The following is a 23,767-nucleotide window of genomic DNA, read 5'->3' as shown; positions in this document are numbered from 1 at the left end:
AGATCGAGAACGGTCCTATCTACTGGAGGTGTATTGTCGGCAATGGAGAAGTATGAAGAATGGAAAAAGATGAATCGTGATTATATTAAAGAGATAAACCGTTTAGTACAGAATATCAATCCTCCAAATAACTTGCAGATAATCAGCTATTTTACCCATTCCTTAAATATCTCCCATACCGGTGGATTTGATAGTTTCTGTATCGGAAGTTTTCATATTCGCAATGTGGGAACGCACGTATTGAATAATCCTTTCATCTGTATTCGAATTGAATCTGAAAATGACTTTGATTTTTCTGGAAAATATGTATATCAGGATTCAATACAGAAGAAAAAAATGTCACAGGCTTGGGAAAGGATAAATGACTCAAAGGAGAAACATGAGTATTGGTTACGACCTAATGAAATCCAATCCTTAGATGCGGGTTCGACCATTTCATTTCCTAATTTCCAACTAAAATGGAAATCAGATTTATCTTATACATTTCGTGTAAATGGTTTTGTCTACGGAGACGAGTTAAAGGAAGGTTCGAATTCTTTAAACGATATTCATCTAAGAGGAACGAATGAAAGGGGACGATAGTACGTATGGAAAACCAAAATGAAATAACCATCAAAAAGTTAGTAGATCAATACCTACAAGAGCAGGTACAGCAACTATTAAAGGCGGAACCGAAGATGGAGAATAATGCTAGTTTCATATTTTTAGATAACCAGACAATTAACTTACTGTTATTGTATTTATTTATAAAAGGTGATAACCAACCACAGACAATAACCTCTGACATTCAAAATGATTCTCCCGATTTTGAACAATTGAAACAGGACAATAAAAATGCATTTGAGGAGATTATTCAGATGTTAAAGGATAAATTAAATAAATCTGAGTGAAGGGTTGAGGGTGAGTTGGGGGAGTATAAAGGCTGGCTATATATACCGATTGAAGTGAAAGTTAGAGAGAGAGATGCGAAGCTGCTAGTAGCTTACTATGCGGCTAGAGAGGGGTATATAGTGATCATTGGGGACCACTATATGGTGGAAAATGCTGCCGATAAATTGCCTAAAGGGATCTTTTACTCAAAAGGTTACCCACATGGTTTTAGAAAACGGGTTTTAACAAGGGCGAGTCAGAACGGACACCGAATAGTGGAACTTGACGAGGAAGGGTTATTGATAAAGGATACCATGTATCTACAGGATAGAATGCTCAAAAATATGCTACAGTTAGTCACGAAGGAATTTTGCTGGGGACCCAATCAGTACGAAGTAATATCGAAGGCATATCCAGACTTAGCTAAAAAGTGCGTTATTGTCGGGAATCCACGATTTGATTTGTTAACACCAAAATATAAACAGATTTATAATAAGGAAGCACAATTACTACGAAATAAGTATGGGGATTTTATATTAATTAATACGAGATTTACACAATACAATAACGCTAGAGGAAAGATGGATACCCCCTATTATAAGTATATTAAACAACTATATTATTATTTTATTGATTTAATCAAAGAACTCTCCGAACGATTTCCAAATGAAACGTTTATTCTTCGTCCACATCCCGGTGAGGATATACGATCTTATCATAAAATCTTCTCGAATGAAAAAAATGTTAGAGTAATTCATGAAGGAAATATTGTAAAATGGTTAATGGCTGCCAAGGTTATCATCCACAATGGATGTACATCTGCCATTGAAGGTTATTATCTTGATAAACCGGTTATTTCGTACATTCCAACTAAGGAAACTAAACTAGAGATTCCCAATCAATTGGGCATCAGGGCTAGTACAATTAACGAGGTCTGTAAGGCAATAGAGCAAATAAATAACCAGGCCTATACAATGCCTAAACCCGAGGTGTTGGATTTATATTGTTATTGGCAAAAAGACAAGTACGCCTATCATTCGATTATTGAGGCATTTGACGATATAGCGATTCCAACGAGAGACATTTCTGGTAGGTTTGTTATTGATCGCGGAGTCTTAACTAAATCAATGAGAAAAAGGCGCTTTTCATTGACGAAGCAAGAGATTGAAGATTTCTTTTCTCTCCTAGACGGTATTGAAGGTAGTCTGAATGAATTAGAGATTGTACCAATAGGTCAAAACCTATTTAAAATAAAAGCACTATAAAAACATTCTACGATAAAAGTAGAGTGTTTTTTATTTTTTATACAACCTTCAAAATTAGGTGGATTATGTAGGCTGTGGTCTATAACGAAATATCTTGTTGCTAATATACATATAGAAGTAAAGCTCCTCCTGACATAATGACTATAGGGAAAGAGGAATCGATATGTATTTTAGAGGTAAACATATTTTGATAATTGGTGGCACAGGTACAATTGGGAAGAGCATTATTCAAACTATTCTCCCTGAAATGCCAAAGAGGATTAGTATTTTCAGTCGAGATGAATATAAACAACAGCTCTTACAGCAGAAACTAAAGGAATATGATGGATTGCATTATATTATTGGTGATGTTCGAGAGTATGATGCAGTAAACAGCGCGATGCGCAACGTAGACTATGTATTTCATTTAGCAGCTATGAAACATGTTGATTTTAGTGAATCTAATCCTTTAGAAGCAGTAAAAACCAATATACTAGGGACCCATCATGTCATCCAAGCTGCAATAAATCATAAGGTGGAGAAAGTGATATTTACTAGCTCCGACAAAGCTATTTCTCCGACCAACGCTTATGGGGCAAGTAAACTTGTGGCTGAGCGATTAATCACCCAAGCGAATCATAATGAATTCATAAAAACCGTCTTTGCCTGCGTTCGTTTTGGAAATGTTATGGGTTCTAGAGGTTCCGTAATACCACTGTTCAAAAATAGCATAGTTCATGAGAAAAGAATAACGATTACCGATCCATCCATGACTAGATTTATGATGACGCTAGAACAAGCAACTAACTTAACCATTCAAGCAATGAAGAAAGCGATAGGCGGGGAAACCTTCGTCTTAAAAATGCCAGTTATTAAAATAGGGGTACTAGCTGATGTAGTACTGGAAGAAGTATGTAAAAGGGAGAAGTTGGATAAAAATACAATTGATATACACGAAATTGGAAAAAGAATTGGAGAAAAAGTATATGAAGAATTGATGACGGAAGAAGAGGCAAGCTTGGCCTGGGAAACAGCTGATATGTTTATTATTCCGAGTAGGGACGTGAATGCCTATCCTAATGCTAAAAAAGCTGAGCCTGTTGATTACGGTACCCATTTGCAGACCCCGCTAACGAAAGAAGAACTTCGATCACTTCTACTAAGTGAACAACTACTGTAGGGGTTAAGTTTGGAATTGGATAGATAATAAATCAGTGAGCTTGAATTTGGCCAGATTCTGGCTCATTTATTTCTGTAAGTGATAAACCATTAACTGTATATCCATATCGGGCTCTCCCATGAAGGCAGAACAACGAAGAAAATATCAGCTAGTTAGGAGAATTCTATGAGTACTATAGAAAAGAATTATTGGTCCTTATACTTAAGTTTTATTCATGATTTTAAGGGATTGAAGTATAGTAGTTTTTCAATTCCCTATTTCTGCACGTATCATAGTCTTGTTCATGATACCAACAATGGCTTAAATGAAATAGTATTCGATAAACAGTTGTCCCAACATATAAAAATTAATATAAAAGAGAAAAAGAGGTTCAAGCAGTATTTAATAATTTTATTCACGAGCATACTAAACCGTTAGTTAAAAACAAACAAGGAAAAGTGGTATTGCATGTTGATAGTCTACTTAGATTCCCAGAGAAAACGTTTATCGACTATTTTAAACCAACAAGTACGATGATAATAATGGAAGGTAATGTCCAATCTAAAAAAAAGAAGAAAAAGGTTAATACTGGATCGAATATCCATCAAAATAAAGATACTTTTCGACAGAAAGTAGTTACGAAAGGAATTAATAATATACCTATTGGTTATCTTTCTAGCTATTACATTAACACAGGAAAAGTAATTGCCCAGGTTCAAAAAAAAGCGAGAGAAATATTAGAATCGTTTAAACATCATCCCTTATACAAGGATCCACATTTCCAAAGAAAATTATTACTACAAATATCCCAAATAATAGATCGTATCGCAAAGGTCAAAAACTTTTTAGAAACGGTTCCCGTTTCCTGTATTGTGATATCACATCCGCATGCTCTAAATCGTATTCTCGCCATAGCTGCTGCTGAGAAGGGGATACCGACTATTTGTATGCAGCATGGTATCATCTCTAGTGAGTTTGGTTATTTACCTAAAATAGCAACAATTGATGCGGTATATGGGAAATTTGAGAAGGATTGGTATATGACTGCGGGTGCACATGAACAATCGATTGAAATCATCGGACATCCAAGATTTGACCAGGCTTTTACAAGACCTAAAATGACTCGAACAAAATTTAATAAACAAGAAGGAATAAATAATAACAAGAAAACAATAATGGTAGTCCTTAGAGGAAAGCAAAACATTGACGATTGGAGAATCTTCTTGAAACGTATTACCGAAAAACTGGATGTAAACATACTAATAAAGGATCATCCAAGAGAATATAATCATGATTTAATAAGAGATTTTCCTTCAATTCACTTTTCGTCCATGCGGAATCTATATGATATTATACCGAACGTTGATTGCGTTGTGGCTTACTCTTCCACAGTCGGGCTGGAAGCGATGCTTCATAAAAAGCCAGTATTCATCTTAACAGACAAATTTCCCGGGTACTCTGGATATTATGATGGCTTGGGCAAGATGACTCAAAGTGACCCACAAAGATTGGCGGAAATCGTAATTGAATACTTTAATACCATTAAGGTGGATAAAAGTGCCGGGATTCAAATAAATAATTTCCTTTCCAAAGCTTATCCGGATTTTAGCTCTTCAGGGGAAAGATTAATACAAACAATTAATAGATTAATAAATTAATAAGGTAAGCCTCTTAAACCGCAAAAGAAAGTGAAGTTTACTCATACAGTAATCTTCAATCGCAATAGAAACCTATGCAAAAAAAGTCTTATTGCATAGGATAACTTATAGCATATTTTACTTTAAGGGGTGCAAAATTCATGACAAGGGTATTAATAACAGGTGCTGATGGATTCATAGGTTCACATCTTACAGAAGAGTTAGTTAGAGAGGGAAAAAATGTAAAGGCATTTGTGTACTATAATTCTTTTAACACTTGGGGATGGTTAGATAGCTTACCGGCAGAAATCCTTCGTGAAATTGAAGTATTTGCAGGCGACATTCGGGATCCTAATGGTGTACAAAAAGCAATGAACGACGTGGATGAAGTATATCATCTGGCTGCACTCATCGCAATACCTTTTAGCTACCATTCTCCAGACTCTTATGTTGACACAAATATTAAAGGGACGTTAAACGTTTTACAAGCTTCACGTCATCTAAATACAAACCGAGTATTGATAACCTCCACATCTGAGGTATATGGTACTGCAAAATATGTACCAATTGACGAGATGCATCCATATCAGGGACAGTCCCCATACTCTGCAACTAAAATTGGTGCAGATCGAATTGCGGAATCCTTTTACAAAAGTTTTGATATCCCACTTTCTATCGTAAGACCTTTTAATACCTATGGTCCAAGACAATCTGCAAGAGCCGTCATCCCAACTATTATAACGCAACTATTAGCAGGTAAGAAGGAAATAAAATTAGGATCATTAACACCTACTAGAGATTTTAATTATGTGAAAGACACAGTACGCGGCTTTATTGAAATTGCTAAAGAAAATAATACCATAGGCGAGGAAATAAATATTGCTACACAACAAGAAATTTCAATTGGCGATCTTGCCAATGAATTAATAAGACAAATTAATCCGAGTGCTAAGATTATTTGTGAAGAGGAAAGAATGCGACCGGAAAAGAGTGAAGTAAACAGGCTTTTAGGTTCTAATGAAAAAATCCGAAAGCTAACAGGTTGGAAACCAAAGTATACGTTGGAGATGGGACTACAAGAGACGATTGAGTGGTTTAAGAATAATTCAGAACAATACAAAACGGGTATTTATAATATTTAATTTAGGGAGAAATAAAAGATGATACCTCTATCTGTGCCTAATTTAAAAGGTAATGAATTAAAGTATGTTACGCAAGCATTGAAAGAAGGGTGGGTATCCACCGGTGGAGATTTTATAAAAAAGTTCGAAGGCCATATTGGAGATTACCTAAAAGTCGAACAGTCAGTAGCAGTTCAAAGTGGTACTGCTGGTCTTCATCTATCTTTAATTCTTTCTGGAGTGACTAGCTCCAATGAGGTTATCGTACCCACATTAACGTTTATTGCTGCCGTGAACCCGGTAAAGTACCTTGGAGCCGAACCTGTATTTATGGATTGTGATGACTCTTTGACTATCGATGTTGAAAAATTAGAATCCTTTTGCCAAGAAAACTGTTATGTAACAGATGACGGATTAGTTAATAAGAAGACAAAGAAGATAATAAAGGCAATAATTGTCGTTCATGTCTTCGGTAATATGGCTAATATGGTAAAAATAATGGAAATTGCAGATAAATATAAATTAATTGTTATAGAAGATGCCACCGAGGCACTAGGTACTTATTATACTAAGGGGAAATATAAAGGAAGTTTTGCTGGAACAATTGGTGATTTTGGAGTTTACTCTTTCAACGGAAATAAAATCATTACTACTGGTGGGGGCGGTATGTTAATTGCCAAGGATAAAAGTTTGGCAGATAGAGCTAAATATCTTTCAACACAGGCAAAGGACGATCCACTTTATTATGTTCATCAAGATATAGGTTATAACTACAGGATGACCAATCTTCAAGCTGCCATGGGAGTTGCTCAATTAGAGCAGCTGGAACATTTTATTCAGACTAAAAAGATAACTATGAAATGTACCAGAAAAAAATAGAAAGGATAGATGGTCTATCTCTTTTAGATTTTAATCATGACACAAGACCAAATTATTGGTTCTATTCGTTACTCATTGATAAGCGGAAATATGGTATGGATAGAGATGAATTATTATTGAGATTAGCTGAAAAAGGTATTCAAACCCGGCCGGTATGGGGATTGATTCATGAACAAAGACCCTATGAGAAGAATCAAACCTATGCAATAGAAAATGCCACAAAACTTGCGCAGATAATATTGAACATCCCATGTAGTTCCAACTTGAACGTTAATGAAGTTTTAGAGGTTGTAGATGTTATAGAGAATCTAAAATCTAAATGATCGGGGAGATTTCATGAGTTTAAGTGAATTATTTATTAGCAAGGAGCTGACAATTAAAGATTCGCTGGCGAAACTTGATAAAACTGCTAAAAGAATCCTATTAGTTATGGAGGATGAAAAATTACAAGGGATTATTACTGATGGGGATATTAGGAGATGGATATTAAATAATGGTGATTTAAATGAGCGTGTTGAATTGGCTATGAATCGATCACCAATATCTGTTTATGAAAAGGATGTCAAAAAGGCCAAAGAGATATTGAATACCAATATGATTGAAGCAATACCAGTTCTAAATGAAAACAATAATGTAGTGGATATAATCTTTTGGAATGAAAATTTTAATCGCAAATTAAATTATTATAAGAAATTAGAGAACCCTGTCGTAATAATGGCTGGTGGAAAAGGCACACGATTAGAACCCTACACTAAAATTCTGCCAAAACCATTAATACCAATTGGAGATACACCCATTGTGGAGAGAATTATTAATAAGTTTAATGAGTATGGCTGCAATAATTATTATATGACAGTTAATTACAAAAAGAACATGATTAAGGCATATTTTGACGAGAAGGAAAAGCCATATCAGGTGAATTTTGTAGAAGAAAAAACCCCTTTAGGTACTGCAGGAAGCTTATACTTGCTTAAGGGTATTATTAAGGAAACTTTCTTTGTAAGTAATTGCGATATATTAATTGAGGGCAATTATTCAGGGATGTTGAAGTACCATAAAGCAAATAATAACAAGATAACCTTAATAAGCTCACTTAAGCACTATACCATTCCGTATGGTGTTATTGAAATTGATAAAAACAGTATCGTTAAAGGTATGATGGAGAAACCAGAGTATGATTATTTAGTAAACACAGGAATGTATATTTTGGAACCGGAATGTTTACATGATATACCAGCTAATACGTTTTATCACATGACGGAACTAATACAACATTATATTGATAAAGGTGAAAAGGTAGGGGTATACCCAGTTCGTGAAAATTCTTGGTTAGATATGGGACAGTTTAAAGAAATGGAAAATATGATTGAGAGATTAGGAGTTAGTAATGAATGATATCTATGGATATTTCAATCCGTAACTTGATTGGCGCCTCTTAACGGAAGATAATACCTTTCACATAGAAGGGGGTGCTTCGATTGAAGTTTAGCTCAGTTTAATGGTGAGATGGGAAGTCCCGACTATTCCTACTCACCATTTTTAATGTTTAGCGAAACAAGTTTTTAATATTATTTCTTATTTCCCCGAATGCAGGATACTTATTAAATAAATGATCTGCTATAACTTCCATGAATTCGAAATCGTCAGGATGATCCAGGTCTAAAACAGCGGTATCCTTCATTTTGATGACATCACATTTTCCGTCAAATAAACCCTTTTCACTTTTAAGAAATGCAGGAGAATAAGCATACAAGGAGGCATTCATATCAAAAATTTCTGGAGCCTCCTGTCTAGCATTAAATGAGGATTCTATAACACGTTTATACCCGTTTTCTGTTTGATACACCATATTAAAGTATGGATTTCTTCTTGAAGAAGTAACAGAAAAAACTACATCTGCATCTGAATTTGTTTTTTGTTTAATAAGCTGGTCCACATCATGTGCCGTCCTTAAAGGAGCAGTTATGTCCATATCAACAACTATATCATAGTCAATTGATTTCTGTTCTTCCATTACCTTTAAACAGTTTAAAATTACGGATTTTTTTGGTGTGTTGTCCAAGCCTAAGCTGGATTCTCTTTCAATCACATTGAGGTTAAGTTTTAAAGGGTCCTGAATTAGTTTTATTAGATCTTTACTATCGGTGTTTAACACAATGTCACTATTTATTTGTACGTTATTATTAGTAAATAAGTCGATCGCGGAAAGCGTATAATATGGTAATGGATAATCGAGAAATTTTTTCAGGTTTTTATTTTTAATTCCCTTAGATCCCGCTCGACCGCAAATGGTAAACAGTACATTCATTATAAGGTTCCTTCCTTTGCTATTTTAAGGGTGTCCATGGCAACCGATATATCGTTGTGATTTTTCTCCTTATCTTCTAAAATATCAAAGAAAAATGCTATTTCCTTGTGCTGGAAGTCATCCCTCGAATCTTTAAAAGAAACTATCTTACCACTCTTTAAATACCTAATTTCACTTTTAATAAAGTCCCCAACTATTGTATCCTCGGCTGTGAAAAGTTGAATCTCTCTTATCTGTTTACGTCCGAAATAATCAAGATGTACTTCTACTGCTAAATTTTTATATTTTGCTAGGTAAAGGGATAAATCATCACTGTCAATTTCTAAATTAGAATACTTACCTCTAATATTAAATACTTGTTCTGGCCGCCCTAATAAATAATGTAAATAATCCCACTCATGAATTAAATCAATGGAGACTCCTCCACCTTGATCCTTATGTGCGCTATATGTTGTTCTGTAATCAACATTAGGACGCCAATCTGGAAGGTAACTAGAACAGATTACCCTTGCACAATAGACTTTTTGAAAATCACAATTTTGTTTTAAATATTGGATTACATTAGAATATCGTAGTGGACAAGCAACATAGTAAACCATATCTTTTTTTAATGGTAACTCATGAATTGATATATTTGTTTGATGAAACAGAGGTTTCTCAATAAACATATGGTTTGTTTTAGAGGCTAATTTTTGAATGGCTTCTAGATGTAAGTGTGTTGGATTTGTAACGAAAATAATATCATAGTCGAATGGCATATCCTCATATGAGAAAAATACGCTATGAATATGCTTTTTTAATTCTGGAGCAATTTTCTTACCTTTACTGCTTCTCATTAGGTCTATTTTATAAGAATACTCTCTTTCTTGTAATATGCTAACAGTGTTCTTTAAGTGTCTAGTTCCTATTGAGCCAAGTCCGACAAAACCTATTTTGTATGTTTTTTTCATTTTAGCTCTCAATCTCATCTATTACTTTTAATATTTCTAAATCTTTCATGAAACTATACGTTAAAGGTTTTCCATCCTTGACTGATCCAAAAAACGAAACTATTTCATTTAAATATGCATTTTCGACAACAAAATGACTATAATTATCCAATTGGTCTATTTCTTTATATAAATCGATAGCTTTATCTACCTTTTGATCATAGTCATAAATTTTTAGCCCTGATGGTGATCCGTCCCATGTAAGATATAATTGTTCTCCATACACTTCTAGGTTTCGGACTGCTTTTCTAGATACAACATCAACTACTAGTGTACCTTTATGTCCTTTACTGTGCTGGAATATAGCTAAATAGTTATCTTGGTAATCGATGTCTAACTCACTAATTTTATTCTTTACGACGTTCATGCTGACTATATCTCCAAATATATCTATTATCCATGGCAGTTCAATTGCAAAAATTTCACGACAACCATTTGTGCGTTTGTCACTAATAAAAAAGTCTTGATAGTTTTCCCAAGGATGCCAATCAGGCAAATATTGACCAACATGGTATATATAATTTAAGGAACAATTTGTATCTGCAACAGAAGACTTTATTTGTTTAATTTCATCTCTATACAGGAATGTAGATGACAAAAATAAAACTAAGTTTTTTTGTTTGGCTAGAGCAATATTCTCTTCATAACCATCCGATACCAGATTTAATTCTGTGAAGACATGCATGCCTGCTAATAGACATTGTGAAATAATTTTATGATGTGATAATGGTGAAGTGCAGATAAAAGCGCAACTCGCCTCAGCGGTACTTATATCAGAAAGGTTACTGAAAGTCTTTATATTGTATTCCTTGGAACAAGATACCCTACGCTCTATATTGGTATCAATTCCAACTATCTGAATAGAGGAATCATACTTTTGTATTAATCGTATCCTTCTTGTACCCATGGAACCTAATCCAATTACAATTACTTTCATGTTAACTTGACCTCACAATCATAGAATTTCTTCTTCAGTGAAATTTTTTCATCCAGAAGAAATTTCTTCAATGTTGACGTTACTTTATCTGAAGTGTTTCCATCCCCATATGGATTAACAGTCGTTTTTGATAGACTCCTAAACTTCTTAGATAGAGCTAGATCAAAGGCCCTTTGGATATCATCAATAGTTGGTTTACAGTCTATTATGCTACTTGCTTTAAGTCTCCCCTTTTGTCGGTCCCCAATATTAATTGTTGGGATACCAAAACTAGGTGCTTCAATTAGACCACTTGATGAGTTTCCAATAACCATAACACTATACTTCAATGCACTTAAATATCGTTTTATTCCTAAAGAAGTAAACGCAATAGCATGATTATTTTCTTCAATATAAGAATCAATCATTTTGTTTATGATTCGTCCATTCGCATCTGCGTTTGCTTTTGTAAATATGAAGTACATATCCTGATATCTTTTACATACATCTAGAATGGCTTGGAATTGTTCGGCGGAATGATTATTTTCTAATGTTACGGGATGGAAAGTAACTATTGCATGAGGTTTATCTAATTTGAAATTAATGGAGGATTCTAAATCACGTTTACTCATTATATCTTCATTGAGAATATTTTCTATTCCCGTTGCTCCCACACAGAATACCCTATCTGGTTGTTCTCCAAGTTGGATAACACGTCTTCTATAGGATTCTGTACTTGTGAAATGTATGTAGCTCATTTTAGTTATCGCATGACGAATGGATTCATCCACTGCACCCTCTGTAGTTTCTCCTCCATATAAATGAGCAATAGGAATTTTCTGATTCATCGCTGCAATACAAACAGCTAAGGTTTCATAACGATCCCCCAAAACTATGAGAATATCTGGTTTTAACCTTTCAAAGTAATCAGCAAAACTAATCAATGCAACTCCCATTGATTTTGAGATGGCTGCCGATGTATCAGCACTTAGAAGCATTTCAATTCTATTATCGATAGAAAATCCGTCATGCTCTATTTCGTGATAGGTTAGACCAAATTCTGGTGATAAGTGTGCTCCAGTAACGACTATACGGACATCAAATTCGGGTACATTCGTTAATCTCTTCATGATCGGTTTTAGTAAACCATATTCTGCTCTAGTAGCTGTTAGTATACTAATTTTCTTCATATTTCTATCAACTCATCTTCTTCAAAGTCTCTAATAGCCTTTTTACCAATCACTTCAAACCATTTCATTGGACTTATACCATTACCTGGTCTCTTGACCGTTAAATTCTCTTCTGTGAAGGTTTCCCCTTTATTTATTCTATTGTGTGCTACGATACTTTTTCTTGCAGCCTGCATATTTTTCTTTTCCGAGCTAACAGGTATTTTGTCACCGTTACCGATGGCTTTCTCTAAATTTCTTATGGAAGTAACCATTGCTTTTAACTCATGAGGTTCTAAGCTAGCCATGTGATCAGGCCCCTCCAACTCCCTATCTAATGTAAAATGTTTCTCAATTATAGTTGCCCCTAAGGCTACAGCTGCAATAGGAACCTCAATACCCCTCGTATGATCTGAGTACCCCACTGGTAATTTAAACTCTTCTTTCATCGTGCACATTGCCATTAAATTTACATCTTCAAAAGGTGTAGGGTATTCAGTTGTACAGTGTAGTAATGTTAGTTGATAGGTACCATGTTTTTTTATAACATTTACTGCATCACGTACTTCTTCTAATGTACTCATCCCTGTAGAAAGGATGACCGGTTTATTTAATTTAGCAATTTTGATTAAGTATGGAAGGTTTGTTATATCGCCAGAAGGAATTTTCCATTTATTCATTTCAATGCGGTTCAAAAAGTCAATACTATCCAGATCAAAACCTGTTGAGAGAAATTCAATACCTTTAGACTTACAGTAGTTACTAAGCTCAATAAATTCATCAAAGGATAGTTCCAATTTTTTTAGCATATCTAATTGTGTTTCAATATCCTCTGTTTGTTGCTGCTGGTATTCTGCTTTTCTTGCATTTTTAGAAACTAGATTCTTCGAGATAAAAGTTTGAAACTTAATACAATCTGCACCGCAATCTTTTGCACTGTCTACCATTTTTTTAGCTATTTCTAGACTACCATTATGGTTAACACCGGCTTCAGCAATGATGTAAACACTCATCTTGAATTAACCTCCTTACATGGAGTACCAAATGCTATGATATTATCACTAATATCAGTAAGTACAGTGCTCCCCATCCCTATTATTGTGTTGGAGCCAATTTTTGTTTGTTGCTTAATAGCACTTCCTGCCCCAATATGCGTATTATTTCCAACCTGTACTTCACCACAAAGGATCGACCCTGGAGCGATATGGGAAAAGTCTCCAATAATACAGTCATGTTCTATTATGCTAGAAGTATTAATAATAGCTCCTTTATTTATAACAGAACCAGCATTTACTACCGCGTTTTTCCCTACAAAAACGCCCCTCTCTAACTTAGCTTGATTACTTATTATGGCAGTTTTGTCAAAAATATTTGGAACCTCAAATCCAATATCTATCAGCGCATGAAATAGTTTAACACGTAGCTTCTGATAACCCATACCACCAATCGTTATAAATGCATAATGAAAACCACTTTGATAGAACTTGGGTAGCTCTTCATCCGTACCGACGATTGGAACAGACAGAACTTTTTTTCCGATATTTTCTTTCTTATCAATTAATGCAATCTCTGAATATTCCTTGGTAGTGATAAGCGCGTCTAATACGGACTTACAATGCCCTCCACTCCCAATCAAAAGTATTTTCTTAGTCATCTTTATTCCAACCTTCTTCTAGGGCTATTCCAGCGATCTATAATTTGTCATTTTCTAACATGATTCTTTCTAATCGATTCCAAGACTTTGTCAAATTGTCCAGGGGATACCTCATTTGAATTCTACCGGAAATCCAAAAACGGCAACTACGTAAATAAGCATCTACTCCTGAGGAGAGTGCTTATGCAAGCATAGGTTGCCTTGTATTTTCACTCATCGATATATCTTACTCCATATATATGCAAGGGAAAGATTCACAATGCAAGAAATTTCGTGTGTGAAGGATTAAGGTCAAGCTAGTTGGAATTATTCATGTTTGGAGACTATTTATCATGTTAATTACGGAATGAGGGCAGCAGTCGTTAATTTCGCATTCCTTTTTGAATATATATAGTTCTATACAAGGTAATAAATATTGGAGATTATAGTTACAAAATATGGGGGTGTTGAAATGAAGATGGAATTATGTCAAGAAGAGCTGGTCCATTATATCAATCGTCAACTCTCTAATATATTTGGGAAATATGAAAATATACAACCATATTTTGATCAAACATTAGAAAGAGTAGAAAAATGCTTTCGTGTTACGAATAATAAGTATTATCAAGATGAAAATGGTAGTCCTTTCTTCACACCCTATCATTCAGGGCAATTCTCTATTTTTTTGTATTTCTTAGCTAACACGATTCATCGTTCAGGAGATAATTCTCAACTGGCAACTAAAATTTATTATTTAAATAAAATTTTACACTCTGTCGATTGGTATTATGAGATAGAATTACCAGAGTATTGGGGCGTTGAACACCCTGTAGCAAGCGTATTGGGTAGAGCTAAATATAGTAAGGGATTTTTCTTTTATCAAGGGTGTACGGTTGGGGGGAACAAAGGGAAGTATCCTATAATCGGTGAACATGTAATCTTATATTCAAATGTTACTGTACTTGGAGATACAACTATCGGTGATAATGTTGTTATCTCAACAGGTACTACCATAAAAGATGAACGTATTCCTAGTAACTGTATTGTTTTTGGTCAATCACCAAACTTAATCATAAAACAAAAAAGCAAAGAATATATGGATAAGCTTATCATGAATTTTTGGAAAAAAATTAACTAGAAACGAATTACCATATGAGTACACGAGATACAAGCAATGAATTGCACGAATGATGGATACAAGTGTATTTAATTTTAGACCTACAAAGGTTAGGTGAGGGTAATGAAAACTTTTGAAAAAAACTATTGGTCTCTATACCTTAATTTTCTTAGGGACTTTAAGGGGTTAACGTATAAGGGTTTCTCCATCCCCTTTTTTTGTATCTACCCAAAGTTTGTTTTTACATCTAATAACTGTTGGAAAAATATATTATTTGATAAAGAATTGAGCCGACATTTAAAGTACCAAGTGAAAGATAAAAAAGAAATTCAAGAGGAATTTAATCAGTATATTAAGACACACCAAAAAAAATCATTAGTTAAAAATAAACAAGGGAAAGTGGTAGTACATGTAGACGGGGGCCTTCGATTTCCAGGGGAAACTTTTCATAATTATTTTGACGCATCCAGGACGGTTATATTGAGCCCATTTCAAAGCAAAACTAAAGATAACAGATTGAAAAGCACAAAGAAACCGAAAGTGAAATTCATATCTAATACAGTTGCTGTAAGAAGGAAATCCAATAAAAAGAAGACAATTAGTAAGAACACGGGGAAAAGTCGGGTACCGGATGTTATCGAAAAGATTGGTGTTACTAACATTCCCGTCCTCTACCTCCCTAATTATTCAACTAACACGGATAAAGCGGTAGCACAGGTTCAAAATACAGCACGCACCATCTTAAAGTCTTATAGTAAACACCCTTTGTACGGAGATAGACATTTTCAGCGGACATTGTTAGTACAAATTTCCCAAGTAATCAATTGGATTGATAAGGTTAAAAACTTTCTTGATAAGCAATCTGTTTCTTGTATTGTGATATCGAATCCCCATTTCTTAAATAGAATACTAGCTTTGGCTGCTGCAGAAAAGGGAATTCCGACTATTTGTATGCAGCATGGGCTCATTGGAATTGGTTATTTACCGAAGATTGCAACAGTTGATGCCGTGTATGGGAATTTTGAAAAAGACTGGTATACAAAAATAGGAGTGCCTGAAGACTCACTAGAAATAATTGGTCATCCAAAATTTGATCAGTTACTTACGAGAATCCCTATGTCACGAACTGCATTTAACAAAAAATTGGGATTAGATGCTAGCAAGAAAACCTTAGTAGTTGTTGTCAGGGAAACCTATGATATGGAGGAATGGAAACTTTTAATCAAAACAATTTCAGATAAATACAGTCTAAATATTCTAATTAGAGACTACCCAGGAAGAGAGACAAATACACTTTTAAAGGAATTTCCATTTGTCCGTTCTACTAAGGATTGTGACCTTTACGACATTCTTCCAAATGTTGATGCAGTTGTTGCTTATCCATCCACGGTGGGTCTTGAAGCGATGCTGGTCAATAAACCTGTCTTTATTTTGAAAATGGAATCTATAGCAGAAATAGAATTGCAAAATCGAAGCAATAGTTTTCCTATTAGCCGATCTATGGTTAGAAGTCCGTATTTTGCCGATTATTTTAATGGACTGGATGAAATGGTTCAAGATGATCCCCGCAAACTAGGTGAATTGATAATAAACTATTTTAACAATCCCAGTTGGGAAAGTTATGCTAAAAAGAAAAGAGATGCGTTTCTTCCTTATGCATACCCTGTTACAGCAAGCTCTGGGAAACGTTTAAGAAATTTGATTAACCGATTAATTAGCTAATTTGACATTAATGTTGATAAAGAATCTTCACCATATTCTGGTGAGGATTTTTTAGGTTATTGGTGAAGGATGTTGTTTTTCCAGATTGTTTTATAGACATATTGATTGGATTAAATAATGCACCATGAACATTTTTTTATGAAGCGTAATAAAATATCTTCAGAAGTTTAATGAAAGGGTGAGTGGGGTGAAAGCTCTATTAACAGGTGGAGCAGGCTTTATTGGAAGGTGGGTGGTTAAAAGTCTTTTGGATGATGGACATGAGGTCTGGGTTCTAGATGATTTTTCAAACGGAAGAAAAGAGAATTTAGCTGATTTCGGAAATCATCGTAACTTTAAAAAATTAGTCATAGGAGATATAAAGGATACTCGTTTATTGAATGAAATATTTACTTCCAATAAATATGATATTTGTTTTCACCTTGCTGCAAGTATCAATGTTCAAGATAGTATTGAACGTCCAACGGTTACTTTTCAAAATGATGTTATTGGTGCCTTTAATATTCTGGAACAATGCAAAAAACATCATGTGAAACTCGTTTTTATGAGCACATGTATGGTGTATGAACAAGCTTGTAACGAGGAGGGTATAGATGAAAATAGTCCGGTAAAACCTGTCTCACCATATGCTGGATCGAAATTGGCTGCAGAGAATATGGTGATGTCATACTATTACGCCTATGACCTTCCGGTAACTATCATCCGTCCATTCAATACCTACGGACCTTATCAAAAAACTGGTGGAGAAGGAGGAGTAGTTGCCATCTTTATAAAAAATAAGCTAGCAAATAAACCACTTCAAATATATGGTGATGGAACTCAAACACGCGATTTGCTCTATGTAGAAGATTGCGCACGATTTATTGTGGAGTCGGGGTATTCCGATAAAACAAATGGAGAAATCATAAACGCGGGACTTGGAAAGGACATTAGCATTAATGATTTAGCGAAGCTTGTTGCTGGGGAAAATGGTTGTATAAAACATATTAAACATATTCATCCGCAGAGCGAAATAAGTAAATTGTTGTGTAAATACAGTAAAGCACAAAAACTATTGGGATGGGAACCAAAGTACAGCTTGGAGGAGGGAATTAAAAAGACAGAGGAATGGATAAAATCTAATAATCATAGATAACGGAAAGGAATCGATAATGAAAAAAAATGATAGTCTTGCAATACATGGTGGTAAACCGGTTAGGGATACCTATTTACCATATGGAAAACAGTGGATAAATAATGATGACATAGAGGCTGTCATAGATGTACTAAAAAGTAACTATATCACAACGGGTTCAACTATCAATCGATTTGAAAAATCAGTCTCAGAATATGTTGGAGCAAAGTATTCAGTAGCATTTTCCAGTGGAACTGCCGCTTTACATGCTGCTTGTTTCGCGGCGGGTATAGAAACAGGAGATGAGGTTATAACCACACCAATGACCTTTGCAGCCACTTCAAATAGCGTATTGTATTGTGGAGGTAAACCGGTATTTGTAGACATTGATCCCCAAACATATTTAATCTCTCCAGAACAAGTAGCAAACCATATAAATGCTAAAACAAAGGCGATTATTACGGTGGATTATACCGGAGGCCCAGCTGATTACAATGAAATTATGAAACTTGCAAAAGAACATGATTTAATTGTTATTGATGACGCGGCACATGCTTTAGGTTCCACATATAAAGGGGAAAAAATAGGAGCTATTTCTGATATGACGATGTTTAGCTTTCATCCCGTTAAACATATTACAACAGGAGAAGGTGGAGTGATAACAACCAATAACAAAGCTTATTACGATAAACTCATTCTTTTTCGAAACCATGGAATTACCCGTGACCCACGACTACTAAGTCTTTCACATGGCCCTTGGTATTATGAGATGCAAACACTTGGATATAACTATCGAATGACTGATATACAAGCTGCGCTAGGATTAAGCCAATTAAATAGGTTGGATGCTTTTCTTTTAAAACGTAAAACAATTGCAAATGAATATACGAAGGCATTTCAATCCATCAAATCTGTTCGTGTTCCTATGAACTTAGGAGACAGGGAATCTAGCTGGCATTTATATGTATTACGACTGGACCTAACAAAGTTAAGAGTAGATCGGGGTACGATTTACCTTGCTTTAACGGAAGAGAATATTGGCGTAAATGTACACTATATTCCAGTTTATTATCACCCTTATTACCGAAAGTTGGGTTATCAAAAAGGACTCTGTCCAAATGCTGAGAAGCTTTATGAAACGATTATTACGCTGCCGCTTTTTCCGAGTATGAGTCAAAGGGATGTTGATGATGTGATTTCAGCTGTTCAAAAAGTGTTAGGTTACTATGAGGTGTGATATGCGAATTGTAACGATTATCCAAGCTCGAATGGGATCCTCAAGATTACCAGGTAAAGTATTAAAACCTATATTGGAGAAACCCATATTAGCCTATCAAGTAGAGAGAGTAAAACAGGCAAATCTGATCGACGAAATTGTAATAGCGACAAGTACAAAAACACAAGATGATCCCATTATTACCTGGTGTAATACAAATAACATTCTATTCTATCGAGGTGAAGAAGAGGATGTGTTAGGAAGATATTATGAGGCAGCAAAAAAGTTTTCAGCTGATGCGATAGTTCGTTTGACAGGAGATTGCCCCATTATAGACCCAAAAGTCATTGAATTAGTCATAAGTAGTTTTTTAGCTGGTAGTGTAACGTATGCATCAAACACCATCCATCGAACGTATCCCCGAGGCATGGATACAGAGATTTTTACTATGGAATCTTTGGAAGAAGCTCATCTTAATGCCAGACTATCATTTGAAAGGGAACATGTAACCCCATATATACGTAATCATTATCCTACATTATCAATTAAGAATAATATCGATCATAGTAATCATCGATGGACAATTGATACGTTGGAAGATTTCAATTTGATCCAACAAATAATTAAGAAGCTTTATCCTATTAAGCCAGCCTTTTCGATGGAAGATGTTATCAAACTTTTAGAAGAAAATCCTAGTTGGATGTTGTTGAACCATCATATTAAACAAAAGGATGTTTACTAAATGCATGTTGTATTTCGAGTAGATGCTTCTCTTCAAATAGGAACAGGTCATGTAAGGCGTTGTTTAACACTTGCAAAAGAATTGTTAGAAAGAAATGTAAAGGTATCCTTTATTAGTCGTAATTTAGATGGAAATTTGTTGGAAGACATAAAAAAGTGTACAGATACTATCATTATCTTGCCGAAGCTAGAGTCTAATCTTAACGAATTGGATTGGTATAGGATATTTTGGGAAATAGATGCACAGGAATCTTTTGCTGCGATGAAAAGCTTGGCTACCATTGATTGGCTCGTAGTTGATCACTACGGGCTGGATTATCAATGGGAAAAGTGGATGAAATCACTCACTAAAAATATTCTAGTGATTGATGATCTAGCCAATCGAGCTCATGATTGTCAGATTTTATTAGATCAGAATTTACTTGTAAATATGGATAGTCGTTATGATGGTCTTGTATCTTCTTCAACCATTCAATTACTGGGTCCATCGTATTTGCTATTGGAAAAGGATTACAACTCTATCGAGGCAATACAGGAAATGGGAGAAATCCAGAGAGTATTAGTTTCTTTCGGTGGTAGTGATCCAACAGGAGAAACAAAAAAAGTCATCCAAGCCCTTACATTACTGGACAGAAAGGATATTCAATACGATGTTGTAATCGGCAAATTTAACCCTGACAGAGAATATATTGTAAAGCATACCCGTAACATGAATAACATCGTAATTTTTCAGCAAGTTCCTTCCCTAGCTCCTTTGATGAAGAAAGCAGACTTAACTATCGGAGCAGGAGGTATGACAGCATGGGAAAGAATAGCCATGTGCCTTCCTTCTATCACAATTGAAACAGCAAACAACCAATCAGATATATTAAACTATTTATCAATGGAGGGTGCTATTCATCATCTCGGGAAGAGTGAAGATGTAACAATCAAGCAAATCTTTCTAGCACTACAACAATTATTAGACAACCCAATCCTTATTAATAAGATGGTAAAAGCGTGTATTAAGATAAAGGATAACTTTTTTATCACAAATGAAAATCGTGTAATAAAACTTTTGACAGGGGAAGTGCAAGATGAATAGGAAGGATTATGCTCTTAGAAGTATGAAGGAAGATGATTTAAGTCTGATACTTCAATGGAGGAATTCAGAAAAGATAAGGGAGGTTATGTATTCGAATGAGGAGATAAGTTGGGAGGAACATTATAATTGGTTTCAAAATATGAAGGAGAGGTCGGATTATAAAGTATATATCTTTACTTTTAAAGAGAAACCTGTAGGAATCGTGAACTTTCGTCATATCAATTTTGATCACCGCCGATGTGAATGGGGATTATATATTGGGGAAGAAAAAACTCCCAAAGGCACTGGTATAGTGATGGGTGTATATGCGATAGAAAAAGCATTTCACGAGATGAAGATGCATAAAATATGTTCTCACGTACTAGTCAACAATACAGCAAGCTGTCGGTATCATGAAAAAATGGGATTCGATATAGAAGGTAGATTAGTAGATCATGTCAGAAGAGGAGAGAGTTACATCGATGTTTGGCAATTAGCGTTATTTCAGTCGAAATGGGAGGATTGGAAGCACCAATTAACGAAGAATTGGGAGGGATAACCATGAATGCAATTAAGGTTGGAAATCATTTAATCGGTAAAGACTATCCGCCGTTTATTGTAGCAGAAATGTCAGGAAATCATAATCAGTCTCTAGATAAAGCTCTGGAAATTGTAGAAGAAGCAGCTAAAGCTGGTGCTCATGCGATAAAAATCCAAACCTATACTGCTGATACGATGACACTTAATCTAGATAATGAAGAATTTACGATAAATAATAATTCTAGTATATGGAATAAAAAAAGGTTGTATGAACTATACCAAGAGGCACATACGCCCTGGGAATGGCATGAGCCTATTTTTAAACGTTGTAAAGCATTAGGAATTTTAGCATTTAGTTCTCCATTTGACAGTTCTGCAGTAGACTTTCTAGAAACCCTCGATGTCCCCTGCTATAAAATCGCTTCATTTGAATGTACAGATTTACCATTAATTAGAAGAGTTGCGCAAACAAAAAAACCAATGATTATTTCTACAGGAATGTGTTCTGTTGGAGAAATTGAAGAGGCAGTGATGGTTGCTAGAAATGCTGGCTGCAAGGATATAATCCTACTAAAATGTACGAGCACCTATCCAGCTTCGCCTGTTCATACAAATATTAGAACCATCCCACATATGGAGGAATTATTCCAATGTCAAATAGGTTTGTCTGATCATACAATGGGGACTGGAGTTGCCGTAGCAAGTGTTGCTTTAGGAGCGGTTGTAATTGAAAAGCATCTAACAATCTCTAGGGCGGAAGGGGGTGTCGACGCCATCTTTTCGATGGAACCTAATGAACTTAGCTCTCTAGTGAAAGAAACGAAAAGCGCTTGGGAGTCGCTTGGAGATGTTACGTATGGACCAACTAGTAGCGAGAAAGATTCATTGAGTTTTCGTAGATCTTTATATGTAGTGGAGGATATGAAAGAGGGGGAAGTTTTTACAGAGAAAAATTTGAAGGCAATTCGACCTGGATACGGTTTACCGCCACGGTATTATGATGTACTACTAGGAAAACAGATTAAGCAGGATATCAAAAGAGGAACTCCTGTGACATGGGCTTTATTGTAAAAGGACTAAGACATTCCTACATGTTAGTTAGAGTGAATGCCCTAGTCTCTATTTCCGTACTACTTATCCCCAGGATTAGCATCATCTAATGAAGCTGTTGCTCCTGACTCATCATTTAATTTTTTAAATCCTTTATCAATCTGTCCCGCATTTTCAATATCGCCTGTTGCCATGTATCCTGCTATCTCTGTATTGGATGTAGTACCGTATAATCCCATCCCACCGAGTTCAACCTTTAATTTCTTTGGTGTTTTGTCTTGGTTATTACTCATGTGACCACCTCCTGATAGTATTGTGACCTATGAAAGGGAAAAAATTCAGGGAAATTATACAAACAAAATTCCCCTCAACTCGTGTGGGTGAGTTAGAGGGGAATTATCTATTACCTTCGATTACTCTTTGGATCAAAAGCATCTCGCAAGCCATCGCCGATGAAGTTTATAGCAAGTACAGTAAGTAATATTCCTAATCCAGGAGGAATCCATGCTTCAGGATGATACTGTAGGATACGAATATTCTGTGCCTCTGATATCATATTTCCCCACGTAGGTGTTGGTTGGGGAATTCCCATTCCGATAAAACTTAATCCTGATTCAATGATAATCATTGAAGCCATCATAAGTGTTGCATTGACAATAATAGGACCGATGGCATTTGGTATAAAATGTTTAAAAATTATCCTGAAATCACTTGCGCCAATGGCTCTAGCCCCAAGAACGAATTCTTGCTCACGCAAGGAAAGAAAAGTTCCCCTGACAATCCTTGTTAATGATGGCCAGGTTGTAAGAGCAATTATGGTGACGAACAGCGTGACGGTGACGGATTCTAATAATGCAATGATGGTTAAGGCTAAAACAAGAAACGGAATGGCCAGAATAAGGTCAGCAAGCCGCATAATTAGATTGTCTATATGACCGCCATAATACCCTGCTAATGCCCCTAAGACTACCCCGATTAACAATGTGAAAAGCATGGCACTAAAACCAACGACTAAGGATATTCTTGCACCATACAAGAGCCGTGCAAAATTATCCCGACCTGATCCGTCCGTACCAAGAATATGTTCCTCGGATGGGGCTTTTTCTATTTTTAATAAATCACCATAGGTTGGATCGTGATTCGTAAGTAAGGGTGCAAAAATTGCACCTAACGTAATGATGACGAGAACGATAATACCGAGAATGGCCAATTTATTTTTCAAAAATCGCCTAAATGCTAGTTGAAATGGACTTTGGGCTCGTTTACGTTTTTTACTCAT

At 35.3% G+C, this 23,767-nt stretch carries 23 protein-coding genes and 1 pseudogene; 16 read left to right on the top strand and 8 right to left on the bottom strand.

Going from position 1 to position 23,767, the window contains the following annotated elements:
• The first annotated feature begins 42 nt into the window (after positions 1-42).
• The 8 genes and pseudogenes from G5W_RS0113975 to G5W_RS0113935 all read left to right on the top strand — a co-directional run bounded on the left by G5W_RS0113975 (position 43) and on the right by G5W_RS0113935 (position 8,305).
• Positions 43-582, top strand: coding sequence for a PH domain-containing protein (locus tag G5W_RS0113975; protein ID WP_010097603.1), 540 nt, complete (start codon positions 43-45; stop codon positions 580-582).
• Between the two features lie 5 nt (positions 583-587).
• Entirely contained in the window at positions 588-890 is a 303-nt protein-coding gene (locus G5W_RS0113970; RefSeq protein ID WP_010097601.1) for a hypothetical protein, read from the top strand.
• Positions 891-905: 15 nt separating this feature from the next.
• The gene (locus tag G5W_RS0113965; protein ID WP_010097600.1) at positions 906-2,135 is read left to right on the top strand and encodes a surface carbohydrate biosynthesis protein; all 1,230 of its coding nucleotides are present in this window, start codon (positions 906-908) and stop codon (positions 2,133-2,135) included.
• Positions 2,136-2,298: 163 nt separating this feature from the next.
• Complete coding sequence (locus G5W_RS0113960) at positions 2,299-3,294, top strand: SDR family NAD(P)-dependent oxidoreductase (RefSeq protein WP_010097599.1); 996 nt, start codon at positions 2,299-2,301, stop codon at positions 3,292-3,294.
• A 443-nt stretch (positions 3,295-3,737) separates the two neighbouring features.
• A complete protein-coding gene (locus tag G5W_RS0113950) occupies positions 3,738-4,931 on the top strand; it encodes a spore coat polysaccharide biosynthesis protein SpsB (protein ID WP_010097597.1) in 1,194 nt (397 codons plus the stop codon).
• A gap of 140 nt (positions 4,932-5,071) precedes the next feature.
• On the top strand, positions 5,072-6,052 hold the full coding sequence (locus tag G5W_RS0113945) for an NAD-dependent 4,6-dehydratase LegB (protein ID WP_010097596.1): 981 nt from the start codon (positions 5,072-5,074) through the stop codon (positions 6,050-6,052).
• Between the two features lie 18 nt (positions 6,053-6,070).
• A pseudogene (locus tag G5W_RS22330) lies at positions 6,071-7,233 on the top strand (LegC family aminotransferase).
• A gap of 13 nt (positions 7,234-7,246) precedes the next feature.
• Complete coding sequence (locus tag G5W_RS0113935) at positions 7,247-8,305, top strand: nucleotidyltransferase family protein (RefSeq protein ID WP_010097589.1); 1,059 nt, start codon at positions 7,247-7,249, stop codon at positions 8,303-8,305.
• A 151-nt stretch (positions 8,306-8,456) separates the two neighbouring features.
• On the opposite strand, the gene G5W_RS0113930 is transcribed toward G5W_RS0113935, so the two are convergent.
• From G5W_RS0113930 to G5W_RS0113905, 6 genes are read right to left on the bottom strand one after another with little or no spacing between them, the layout of a single operon-like run.
• Positions 8,457-9,218, bottom strand: a complete 762-nt coding sequence (locus G5W_RS0113930) for an acylneuraminate cytidylyltransferase family protein (RefSeq protein WP_010097586.1) — start codon at positions 9,216-9,218, stop codon at positions 8,457-8,459.
• Positions 9,218-10,168 (bottom strand): Gfo/Idh/MocA family protein, encoded by a 951-nt coding sequence (locus G5W_RS0113925; RefSeq protein ID WP_010097584.1) that lies wholly within the window; start codon positions 10,166-10,168, stop codon positions 9,218-9,220. Before G5W_RS0113925 ends, G5W_RS0113930 begins: the two co-directional genes overlap by 1 nt.
• Before the next feature lies 1 nt (position 10,169).
• Positions 10,170-11,144: a Gfo/Idh/MocA family protein gene (locus G5W_RS0113920; RefSeq protein WP_010097581.1), complete on the bottom strand. Its 975-nt coding sequence runs from the start codon at positions 11,142-11,144 to the stop codon at positions 10,170-10,172.
• Positions 11,141-12,313, bottom strand: coding sequence for a UDP-N-acetylglucosamine 2-epimerase (neuC, locus tag G5W_RS0113915; protein ID WP_010097579.1), 1,173 nt, complete (start codon positions 12,311-12,313; stop codon positions 11,141-11,143). Before neuC ends, G5W_RS0113920 begins: the two co-directional genes overlap by 4 nt.
• On the bottom strand, positions 12,310-13,305 hold the full coding sequence (gene neuB, locus G5W_RS0113910) for an N-acetylneuraminate synthase (protein WP_010097578.1): 996 nt from the start codon (positions 13,303-13,305) through the stop codon (positions 12,310-12,312). The genes neuC and neuB overlap by 4 nt, the downstream gene beginning before the upstream one ends.
• Complete coding sequence (locus G5W_RS0113905) at positions 13,302-13,946, bottom strand: acetyltransferase (protein ID WP_010097576.1); 645 nt, start codon at positions 13,944-13,946, stop codon at positions 13,302-13,304. Before G5W_RS0113905 ends, neuB begins: the two co-directional genes overlap by 4 nt.
• Positions 13,947-14,397: 451 nt before the next feature.
• Here G5W_RS0113905 and G5W_RS0113900 point away from each other — a divergent pair, with 451 nt between their 5' ends.
• The 8 genes from G5W_RS0113900 to pseI all read left to right on the top strand — a co-directional run bounded on the left by G5W_RS0113900 (position 14,398) and on the right by pseI (position 22,509).
• The gene (locus G5W_RS0113900; protein WP_010097574.1) at positions 14,398-15,063 is read left to right on the top strand and encodes an LbetaH domain-containing protein; all 666 of its coding nucleotides are present in this window, start codon (positions 14,398-14,400) and stop codon (positions 15,061-15,063) included.
• Positions 15,064-15,522: 459 nt separating this feature from the next.
• Positions 15,523-16,764, top strand: a complete 1,242-nt coding sequence (locus G5W_RS0113895) for a hypothetical protein (protein WP_157998053.1) — start codon at positions 15,523-15,525, stop codon at positions 16,762-16,764.
• A gap of 187 nt (positions 16,765-16,951) precedes the next feature.
• Positions 16,952-17,899, top strand: a complete 948-nt coding sequence (locus G5W_RS0113890) for a dTDP-glucose 4,6-dehydratase (RefSeq protein ID WP_010097571.1) — start codon at positions 16,952-16,954, stop codon at positions 17,897-17,899.
• Positions 17,900-17,915: 16 nt separating this feature from the next.
• Positions 17,916-19,115 carry a UDP-4-amino-4,6-dideoxy-N-acetyl-beta-L-altrosamine transaminase gene (pseC, locus tag G5W_RS0113885; protein WP_010097569.1) on the top strand — a complete coding sequence of 400 codons (1,200 nt, stop codon included), beginning with the start codon at positions 17,916-17,918 and terminating at the stop codon, positions 19,113-19,115.
• 1 nt (position 19,116) lies between these two features.
• Entirely contained in the window at positions 19,117-19,836 is a 720-nt protein-coding gene (locus G5W_RS0113880) for a cytidylyltransferase domain-containing protein (RefSeq protein WP_010097567.1), read from the top strand.
• A complete protein-coding gene (pseG, locus tag G5W_RS0113875) occupies positions 19,837-20,919 on the top strand; it encodes a UDP-2,4-diacetamido-2,4,6-trideoxy-beta-L-altropyranose hydrolase (protein ID WP_010097565.1) in 1,083 nt (360 codons plus the stop codon).
• Positions 20,912-21,457, top strand: a complete 546-nt coding sequence (pseH, locus tag G5W_RS0113870; protein WP_010097563.1) for a UDP-4-amino-4,6-dideoxy-N-acetyl-beta-L-altrosamine N-acetyltransferase — start codon at positions 20,912-20,914, stop codon at positions 21,455-21,457. Before pseG ends, pseH begins: the two co-directional genes overlap by 8 nt.
• A 2-nt stretch (positions 21,458-21,459) precedes the next feature.
• A complete protein-coding gene (gene pseI, locus G5W_RS0113865) occupies positions 21,460-22,509 on the top strand; it encodes a pseudaminic acid synthase (protein ID WP_010097561.1) in 1,050 nt (349 codons plus the stop codon).
• A gap of 59 nt (positions 22,510-22,568) precedes the next feature.
• Here pseI and G5W_RS0113860 read toward each other — a convergent pair whose 3' ends face one another.
• Together G5W_RS0113860 and opp4C are read right to left on the bottom strand one after the other, a co-directional pair.
• A complete protein-coding gene (locus G5W_RS0113860) occupies positions 22,569-22,781 on the bottom strand; it encodes a hypothetical protein (RefSeq protein ID WP_010097559.1) in 213 nt (70 codons plus the stop codon).
• Positions 22,782-22,891: 110 nt separating this feature from the next.
• Positions 22,892-23,767: an oligopeptide ABC transporter permease gene (opp4C, locus tag G5W_RS0113855; RefSeq protein WP_010097557.1), complete on the bottom strand. Its 876-nt coding sequence runs from the start codon at positions 23,765-23,767 to the stop codon at positions 22,892-22,894.

The organism is Ornithinibacillus scapharcae TW25, from assembly GCF_000190475.1.
GTDB classification, from domain to species: Bacteria; Bacillota; Bacilli; order Bacillales; family Amphibacillaceae; genus Ornithinibacillus; species Ornithinibacillus scapharcae.
The sequence above is the reverse complement of the archived record's forward strand: the minus strand, read 5'-3'. Positions and strand labels throughout refer to the sequence as shown.